Origin of the sequence: Streptomyces sp. N35, from assembly GCF_016464295.1 — a bacterium.
Taxonomy (GTDB): domain Bacteria; phylum Actinomycetota; class Actinomycetes; order Streptomycetales; family Streptomycetaceae; genus Streptomyces.
This window is the reverse complement of the sequence record NZ_JAEIMH010000088.1, coordinates 29486-38531: the sequence shown is the minus strand read 5'-3', so window position 1 is coordinate 38531 and position 9046 is coordinate 29486. Positions and strand designations below refer to the sequence as shown.

The 9046-nt window shown below is 72.3% G+C and carries 5 protein-coding genes; 4 read left to right on the top strand and 1 reads right to left on the bottom strand.

What is annotated here, in order from left to right:
• Positions 1–211 precede the first annotated feature (211 nt).
• Positions 212–1294, bottom strand: coding sequence for a methyltransferase domain-containing protein (locus tag JAO81_RS34300; protein ID WP_199551891.1), 1083 nt, complete (start codon positions 1292–1294; stop codon positions 212–214).
• 114 nt (positions 1295–1408) lie between these two features.
• Here JAO81_RS34300 and JAO81_RS34295 point away from each other — a divergent pair, with 114 nt between their 5' ends.
• The 4 genes from JAO81_RS34295 (at position 1409) to JAO81_RS34280 (ending at position 8887) form a co-directional block, all read left to right on the top strand.
• Positions 1409–1813 (top strand): globin, encoded by a 405-nt coding sequence (locus JAO81_RS34295; RefSeq protein ID WP_199551890.1) that lies wholly within the window; start codon positions 1409–1411, stop codon positions 1811–1813.
• 171 nt (positions 1814–1984) lie between these two features.
• Positions 1985–5203 carry an ABC transporter permease gene (locus JAO81_RS34290; protein WP_199551889.1) on the top strand — a complete coding sequence of 1073 codons (3219 nt, stop codon included), beginning with the start codon at positions 1985–1987 and terminating at the stop codon, positions 5201–5203.
• Position 5204: 1 nt separating this feature from the next.
• On the top strand, positions 5205–7919 hold the full coding sequence (locus JAO81_RS34285; protein WP_199551888.1) for an ABC transporter permease: 2715 nt from the start codon (positions 5205–5207) through the stop codon (positions 7917–7919).
• Complete coding sequence (locus tag JAO81_RS34280; protein WP_199551887.1) at positions 7916–8887, top strand: ABC transporter ATP-binding protein; 972 nt, start codon at positions 7916–7918, stop codon at positions 8885–8887. Before JAO81_RS34285 ends, JAO81_RS34280 begins: the two co-directional genes overlap by 4 nt.
• Positions 8888–9046: the final 159 nt, after the last annotated feature.

The window sequence follows — 9046 nt, the reverse complement described above, 5'->3', positions numbered from 1 at the left end:
CGGGGTCTGGTGCGTGCAGCTGCAAGGCGGAGGAGGGAGTCGACGCGGAGCGTCGGCGACTGACGACAACGCGGCAGATGCGCGTGCCAGACCCCGCGCCCCCGGCAAGATCCGAAAGAGACGCCCTACCCCCCCCGGTCCCACACGCCCGGCTTCCCGCCGTACGGGAGGCCGGGCGTCGGCGTGTGCGGCTCGTCCGGCGCGAAACCGGCTACCCCAGCGCCCATACATACGGCCCCGACGGATCATCCAGCCAGGCCCACACCGCCCCCGACTCCACCGTCACCCCGAACCGCTCCCTCGTCGGCCGGGCCTCGCGCCGCCACAGGGCGAAGGCCTCCTCGGGATCCAGGGAGCCCGAGGTGAGGGCGAGGAGGAAGCGGAAGAGTTCGTCCTGGGCGATACGGCGCGGGAGCGAGGACGCGTAACGGGGACGCTCGGCATCCCTCGTATCGCCGCGTAGGGGGACGAAGTACGCGGGCGTCTGCAGGAAGCGGCCCTCCGCGTGCGAGCTGTCGCGCACCTCGAGGGCGATGAGCCCCGTGGCCAGCGGCGCCAGGATCCGCGCCCCGGGCCGGCACTGATCGAGCCACGGCCGCGGGATCGTCGACATGGTGCAGGTCGCGATGATCCGGTCGTACGGGGCACGGGCCGCGCACCCCCGCGCACCGTCGCCCGTGACGACCGCCGGACGGTAGCCGGCCCGGGCCAGATGCCGGCGGGCCGCCTCGGTGATCTCCGGTTCGAGGTCGACCGTGGTGACCAGGCCGTCGCCTAGGCGGTGGGCGAGCAACGCCGCGTTGTAGCCGGTGCCCGCGCCGATCTCCAGGACCGACTGCCCGTCCCGGACGTCGAGTTCGGCCAGCATCTTCGCCATCAGCGAGGGCTGGCTGCTGGAGGAGACCAGCTCGCCGTCGCGCACCCTGGTGGCCAGCGGGGCGTCCGCGTAGACCCCCTTGAGCCAGCGGTGCCTGCGCGCCGGGCTGGGATCCTCGCCCCACAGCCGCTCGTAGCCGCCGGCGACCGAGGCGTAGTAGTACGGCACGAACAGATGCCGCGGGACCTCGGCGAACACCTCCCGCCACCGGGGCTCGCCGTCGAACGCCCCGCTCTCCTCGATCTCCCGCACCAGGTCCGCACGCGCCACGGAGGCAGCCGCGGCGGCGGGGTCCTCGCCGCCCCGCGCGTCGGGCGGAAGCGGCGCGGGCCGACCGGACCCACCGGGCCGACCGGACCGACCGGACCGACCGGGCTGTTGGGGCTCGGGCTGTTCGGGCTCAAAGGGCGCACCCATATACCCACTGTGCTGCGATTTGCTCCCGGATGCGAGGCCCCGCGCCTGCCGGAGCCGCTGGACAGGAGTCCTAGTCCCCCGGTCCTCGGCCGAGTGGTCTGAGACCATGGAGGAGTGAACGAGATCCCGCGCGGCACGCTTCAGGAGCAGAGTTTCTACGAGCAGGTCGGCGGCGAGGAGACCTTCCGGCGCCTGGTGCACCACTTCTACCAGGGGGTTGCCGAGGACCCGCTGCTCAAGCCGATGTACCCGGAGGAGGACCTCGGTCCGGCCGAGGAGCGGCTCGCGCTGTTCCTGATGCAGTACTGGGGCGGCCCCCGCACGTACAGCGACAACCGCGGCCATCCCCGGCTGCGGATGCGGCACGCACCGTTCCAGGTGGACCGGGCCGCGCATGACGCCTGGCTGAAGCACATGCGCGCGGCGGTCGACGAGCTCGGGCTCTCCGAGGAACACGACCGCACGCTCTGGAACTACCTGACGTACGCGGCCGCCTCGATGGTCAACACCGCGGGCTGAGCAGGAGAGCCCGCTCCTTTCCGGAATGCGGTGCTCCCTCCCCGTATTGCGGTCACGATCTGGTCAAATTCGACCAGAGAGCGGTTTCCCTTCCCGTATCCGACCTGAAAGAGTCACGGTTCAGGGCTACGGAGCGGGGGCTCCGCCCAGGGGACGGGGACCGGTGATCGGGTGACGGGGTTCATCTTTCTGCGTGTGCGCGCCCACCGGCTGCTGCTCGTGGCCGCGCTGCTCGCGGTCCTGCTGACCACGTCCGTGCTCGCCACCCTCACCGGTTTCTCCGGGGCGATCGGCGATGCGGCCCTGCGCCACTCGCTGCTGACACGTTCCGCGGCGCCGGCGTCCTTGGTCGTACGGACGGATGTCGCGCCCGGGGAAAGAGCCGAGCTCGAACGGAAGGTCGAGGCCGGGGCGCGGCGCGTTTTCGACGGACTGCCGGTCTCCCTGCGCGCGTACGAGAAGTCCAGCCCGTATGCGCTGCCGCGCTCCTTCCAGGCGCCGCAGGACCGCGCGGGCGATCCGTATCTCACCCATCTCGCGGACCTGGACCGTTCCAGGATCCGGCTTGTCGAGGGCGCCTGGCCGAAGGCCACGGACAAGGGCGCCATCCAGGTGGCGCTCCCCCAATCGGCCGCCAAGGAACTGGACTTGACCCCGGGCGGCCCGCCCGTGAAGCTCTCCGACCGGCTCGACGGCCCGCCCGTGACCGTGCAGGTGACCGGCGTCTATCAGCCCAAGGACGCCACGGATCCGTACTGGCAGGTCGACGAGTTGAACGGGCGCGGTGCCCGCAAGCTCGACTTCACCACCTACGGCCCGCTGCTGACCGACCCGGCCACCTTCGCCAAGAGCCGTGTGAAGCCCGGGGACAGCGCCTGGCTCGCGACCGCCGACTTCCGTGACGTACGCGTGGACCGCATCGCGGAGTTGAAGGAGTCGGCCGCGAAGGGCAGCGAGCAGTTCGCGAAGATCTCCGGGATCAGCACGGGGCTCACCGCGGACACCGAACTGCCCACCGTGCTCGAACGGGCCGAACGCTCCCTGCTCGTGGCCCGCTCGACGCTGCTCATCGTCGCGCTCCAGCTGATCCTGCTCGCGGGCTACGCCCTGCTGCTCGTCGCACGGCTGCTGTCTTCCGAACGCGCCGGAGAAACGGATCTCCTCGTGGCGCGCGGCGGTTCCCGCGGCCGCGTCGCCTGGTTCTCGGCCGCCGAGTCGCTGCTGCTCGCGGTGCCCGCCGCACTGCTCGCGCCGCTGCTCGCGGGCCCGTTGACGAAACTCCTGGCCGGTCAGGGCGCGCTCGAACGCATCGGTCTCGAGCTGGAGACCGCGCCGACCTTCGCCGTGTGGCTGGTCGCGCTGGTCGTGGCGCTCGGCTGTGCGACCGCCGTGGTCGCGCCCGCGCTGTCGTTCACCGGGATGCGCCGCTCGGTCCGGATGAAGTCGCTGCCCGCACCGGTCCGCGCGGGCGCCGACGTCGGCCTCCTGGTGATCGCCGCCGTGGCGTACTGGCAGCTGGACCGGCAGACCTCCGGCGGGGGTGTGCTCAGCGGGGACACCGAGGGCGATCTGGGCGTGGACCCGCTGCTGGTCGGCGCCCCCGCGCTCGCGCTGCCCGCGGGCACGATCCTGACGCTGCGGCTGCTGCCGCCGGCCGCGAAGCTCGGCGAGCGCCGGGCCGCCAAGGGGCGCGGACTGCCCGGCGCACTGGCCGGCTGGCAGCTGAGCCGGCGCCCGTTGCGCGGTGCCGGACCGGTGCTGCTGCTCGTACTGGCCGTCGCCATGGGCATGTTGGCGATCGGCCAGGGGGCGTCCTGGGACTGGTCCCAGGAGGACCAGGCCGACTTCAATGTCGGCACGCACCTACGGGTCCAGGGCGGGCGGGTGCCCAACGAGTCCCAGGGAGAGGTGTACTCCTCGCTCCCCGGAGTGCGCGACGCGGCGCCCGCGGTGCGCAGGACCATGGAGCTGTCCGGGGAACGCACCGCGGACCTCCTCGCCCTCGACATCCGGCACGCGGCCGACGGCCTGCTGCTGCGCGAAGACCTGGGCAGCGGCAAGGAGCTGCGGGACGTTCTGCTGGAGAAGAAGGCACCTTCGTACGGGGTGGCCTTCCCCGCCGCCGCGGGGAAGGCGGAGTTCGAGGTACGGCTCGCCTCCGACAAGCCGACCGAGACCGGAGACATAGCGGTGAGCGCCCAGGTCCAGGACCGCTACGGCACCAAGCGGACCCTGCCGCTGGGAAAGTTGACCGCCGACGGCCGTACCCGCACCGTCGGTGCGGAGCTGCCCGCGACCGGACCGTTCACGCTGACGGGATTCACCCTCGAAGTGCCGCCCTCCCGGGACCAGGTCGAGCAGCACACGTTCCAGGTCACCTCGATCCGCTCCGACGGCAAGGTGATCGCACCGTCCGGACGTCTCAAGTGGGCCGGTACCGCGCAGGACGGCGCCACCGAGTCGGCGGAGCTGCCCGAGCTGGTGCCGGTGGAGACCACGAGCACGTCCGACGCGCCGCTGTCGGCCGCCTACAGTCCTCCGGTGGCCTCCCTCGTCGGGCCTTCGGTCCGAAAGGTGGGGATCGCCGTCGTACGGACCGCGCCCCCCGTGCCCGCCGCCGTCGTGACTGAACGCTTCCTCAAGGCGAGCGGCGCGGAGCTCGGCGCCACCCTCGACCTGCCGCTGTCCAGCAGTCCGTTGCAGGTCAAGATCGTCAAGGTGGTGCCCGAACTGCCCACGAGCACCGCGAATGGCGGCGCGGTGCTGCTCGATCTGCGGGCGGCCCAGGAGATGAGGGCCTACAAGGCCCAGACGGAGCTCATCCCCGGCGAATGGTGGCTGACCGGCGAACCGGGCAAGGCCGAGCAGGTCGCCGACGCCCTGCGGGCGCGGCCCGATGTCGATCCCGAACAGGTCCTCGTACGGGCGGAGATGGCCCAGGAGCTGCGGGACGATCCGCTCGGTGCCGGCCCGCAGTCCGCGCTGCTCGCGGTGGCTCTCGTCGCCGCGGCGCTTGCCGCCGTGGGCTTCGCGGTGAGCGCGGCCGGATCGCTCAGGGAACGGGCCGCGGAGTTCTCGGTGCTGCGCGCCCTCGGCACGCCGCAGCGTCAGCTCGCGCGGCTGATCGCCGCCGAACAAGGCGTCCTCATCGGGCTCGCCCTGGCCGTCGGCCTGGCGCTGGGCGCCGTACTGACACGGGCCGTCGTGCCGTTGATCGTGCTGACCGGCGACGCGGGCAAGCCCGTGCCGTCGGTCCTGGTGGAGCTGCCGCTCGGCCGGGTGGCGCTGTTGCTCGCGGCGGTCGCGGCCGTACCGCTGCTCGTCGTCGCGGCGATCGCACTCAGGCGGGCCGATCCGGTGGTCTCGCTGCGCCACGAAGGGGGCAACTGATATGCGGGCCAAGGCTGTTGCACCCTGGGTACGGACCCGTCTGAAGGCCGCGCCCATGCCGTCGGTGGCGCTGGCGCTCCTGGTCCTGGTGACCGCGTTCCTGGCGGCGGTGTTTCCGCGTGCCGTGGATACGTACGAGACACAGGGCCTGCGCACGCAGCTGATCGAGGCGGGGGCCGACCGCAACGGGATCGAAGTCGACGTGGCGACCGGCAGCGCTTACGAGGGCGCGTTTGCGCAACAGGTCGATCCCCGGGTCATCCGCGAGGCCCTGCCGGGCATCCTGGAGGAGCTGAAGCACCCGCTGACTCCGGACCGTTCCGAGGTCTCCTACGGCGCCCAGACGAACCGCCCCAAGAAGGCGCGCGATGCCTGGCTGCCGCGGCCGGAGGGCAAGGAACCGGAGTTCGTGATCTCCACGCAGGCCGGGGTCGACCGGCACGCGCGGGTGGTCGAGGGCCGGCTGCCGCAGGGCGAGGGGGGCACGGCCACCAGCGAGCAGGCCGAGGCCGCGGTGACCGTGGCGACGGCCAAGGCGCTGAAGATCAAGCTGGGTGCGGTCATCCACTTCCCCGTCGAGGGCCGCGCACCGGTGGGCGTAAAGGTCACGGGATTCGTCGAGCCGCTCAACCCCCAGGGGAGTTACTGGTCCTTCGACCCCACGCTGCGCACCCCTTCCATCGCCCTCAGCCCGCCGGCCCCGACCCCCGCGAAGTACTGGCGCGCGGGCCTGCTCCTCGCGCCCGAGTCCTCGACGTTCCTGGTGACGCTCGACCCCAACCCGCATCTGTACTGGCGGATTCCGCTCGCCCTCGACAGCCTCGACAGCGCCGATCTGCCAGGCATCGAGGAGGGTGTGGCCTCGCTGGAGAACGGCCCGGCCCTGTCCCGGCTGAGCGATGTCACCGGCTCCTCGGCCATCTCGGTGAGTACGGAACTCGACTCTCTCCTCGCCCAGTTCAGCACCGCGCGCGAGGCGATCAGCCCCGTGGTGTCCGTCGCCGTATTCGGTATCGGCGCCGTCGCCCTGGTCGTCCTCCTGATGACCGGCGCGCTCACCGCGGCACGGCGCACCGGAGAGATCACCTTGCTGCGCGCCCGCGGTGGTTCGGTGCGCGGGATCACCGGCCGGATCTGTGCCGAGACCGCCGTGGTCGCGTTGCCCGCCGCCGCGCTCGGCTGGTGGCTGGCGACCCTGGTCAGACCGGAGGGCAGGCTCGTCCCCTCGGTCGTCGGCGCGGCCCTCGTGGCGCTGATCGCGGTGACGGCTCTGCCGGTACGCGCGGTCGTCGGCCATCTGCGGCTGCGTGCCCACGGCGGGCGCGAGGACCTGGTCGACGCCAGGCCTTCGCCGCGTCGCACGATCGCCGAACTGACCGCCCTCGTCCTGGCCGTGGGCGCCGTGGTGGCCCTGCGCCGGCGCGGCAGCGAGGACGCGGACGGTCTGGTCAGCGCCGCTCCGGTGATGGTGGCCCTGATCGCCGCGCTGCTTCTCGTACGGCTCTATCCGCTGCCCATCCGTATCGCCGGCCGTCCCCTGATGCGCCGGCGCGGAGCGATCGGCTTCCTGTCGCTCGCGCGGGCCGGACGCACCTCGGCCGCGCAGGCGCTGCCGCTGCTTGCGCTGCTCGTGGCGCTGACCACGGCGGCCTTCGGCGGTTCGGTGATCGCCGGGATCGCCGACGCGCGTGACGAAGCGGCGCTCCAGGCCGTCGGCGCGGACGTACGGGTCAACGCGCAGCCCAACAAGTCGCTGCCGAAGGAACTCGCCGGCCGACTGCGCGCCCTCGACGGCATCCGCGAGGTCAGCCCCGTCTACCTCGACGCCAATATGCGGATGCCCGACGGCGGCAAGGAGATCACGCTGATCGCGGTGGACCCCGAGTCCTACGCGCGGCTGTCCGCGCGCACCGGTCTGGGCACCTTCTCCCCGGGCGAGTTGAAGGCCCCCGGCTCCGGCGCCCTGCCCGCGCTCGCCACACCGAAGGCCGCCGAGCGGCTCGGCCGCGGCGAGAACGCCCTGCGCACCCCGGCGGGCGACTTCACGGCCAAGGTGACGGGGGTGCGCGAGACCACGCCCGCGAGTTTCGGGGCGGACTTCCTGCTGATCGACGCGAGCCGGCTGCCGGACGCCGACGACAGCGCGCTGTTCGCCACGGGCAGCGGATACGACCCGGCGAAGTTGCGCGAGGCGGTGGCCACCGCGGGCGACTCCATCGCCTTCGAGCAGCGCACCGAGGAACGCGCCGCCATGGCCGACTCCCCGCTGCAGAGCGGCGCCGAGACGGTGTACGGCTTCGCGGTGGCGGCCGGAGCGGGCTATGCCGTACTGGCCGTGCTGCTTTCGCTCCTTCAGTCCGCGCCGGAACGCACCGCGCTGGTCGCGAGGTTGCGCACCATGGGCCTCGGCAAGGGGCAGGCGAGGCGGCTGCTCGTTCTCGAAGCGCTGCCGCAGGCGCTGCTCGCCGCGGTCGGCGGTGCGCTGGTCGCCGTCGCCGCGATGGAGCTGCTCGCGCCGGGGCTCGAGCTCGGCCAGATCGCGCTCGCCGCTCAGGCCGATGTCTTCGGCGACGTACAACTGCGCATGGATCCCTGGTCGTTGCTGGTGCCCGCGGGCGGGGTGGTGCTGCTCGCCGTCTCGGTCGCCCTCGTACAGGCCTGGTGGACGGCACGGCAGACCTCCCTCACCGAACTCAGGGCTGGAGATTCGCGATGACCACTTCCGAGACGACGGCCGTGACCCTCGCCGAGCTGGAACAGCGGGCCACGAGCCGCCGCGACCGGCCCGCGTACGGGCATGACGCGCTGATCTCCTGCGACCGTCTGGTCCGTATCTTCACGGCCGACGGGATCGAGGTGCAGGCGCTCCAGGGCCTCGATCTGCTCGTCACCAAGGGCGAGTTGATGGCTCTGGTGGGCGCGTCCGGCAGCGGCAAGTCGACGCTGATGAACATCCTCGCCGGCCTCGACGAGCCCACGGCGGGCCAGGCGAAGGTGGCGGACTGCGATCTGCTGTCGATGGGCGCCAAGGAGCGGCTGCGCTATCGCCGCGAGATCGTCGGTTTCGTCTGGCAGCAGACGGCGCGCAATCTGCTGCCGTATCTGACCGCGGCGCAGAACGTGGCGCTTCCGATGCAGCTGCGCGGTGGCCGAAACCTGCGCAGCCGGGCGAAGAAGGCGGCGCGGGCCGAGGAGCTGCTCGAGCTGCTCGGCGTGGGCGAGCTGCGCGACCGGCGGCCGGCCCAGTTGTCCGGCGGTCAGCAGCAGCGGGTCGCGATCGCCGTGGCGCTCGCCAACGATCCCGAGGTGCTGCTCGCCGACGAGCCCACGGGTGAGCTGGACTCGGCGACCGGGCGGATGATCTTCGAGTCGTTCCGCGCGGCCAACGAGGAGCTCGGCACGACGATCGTGATCGTCACGCACGACCAGACGGTGGCCACGGAGGTCCGCCGCACGGTCGCGATCCGCGACGGCCGCACGTCCACGGAGGTCCTGCGGCGTACGCGGGTGGACGAGACCACGGGCGAGGAACACCTGATCGCCCGCGAGTACGCCATGCTCGACCGCGCCGGCCGCCTCCAACTCCCCGCCGAGTACACACAGACGCTGGGGATGCGGGACCGGGTGGCGCTTGAGCTGGAGACGGATCACATCGGGGTATGGCCGGACGATTCGGCAACCTAGCCCGACTACCAGCTCTTTCAGCCCCTGCGGCGCTTGAGCAGACCTTTCAGCCCCTGCGGCGCTTGAGCAGATCCGAACGAAGTTCGGATGCAGGGGGCCAGGGGGGGGGGGCCCCGGGTTGGGGGGGGGGCGGGGGCGGGGGGGGAAGAACCCCCCCCC

Coding starts and splice junctions, on each gene's coding strand:
- JAO81_RS34300 (WP_199551891.1), bottom strand. CDS start 1,294: ATGGGTGCGCCCTTTGAGCCCGAACAGCCCGAGCCCCAACAGCCCGGT.
- JAO81_RS34285 (WP_199551888.1), top strand. CDS start 5,205: ATGCGGGCCAAGGCTGTTGCACCCTGGGTACGGACCCGTCTGAAGGCC.
- JAO81_RS34280 (WP_199551887.1), top strand. CDS start 7,916: ATGACCACTTCCGAGACGACGGCCGTGACCCTCGCCGAGCTGGAACAG.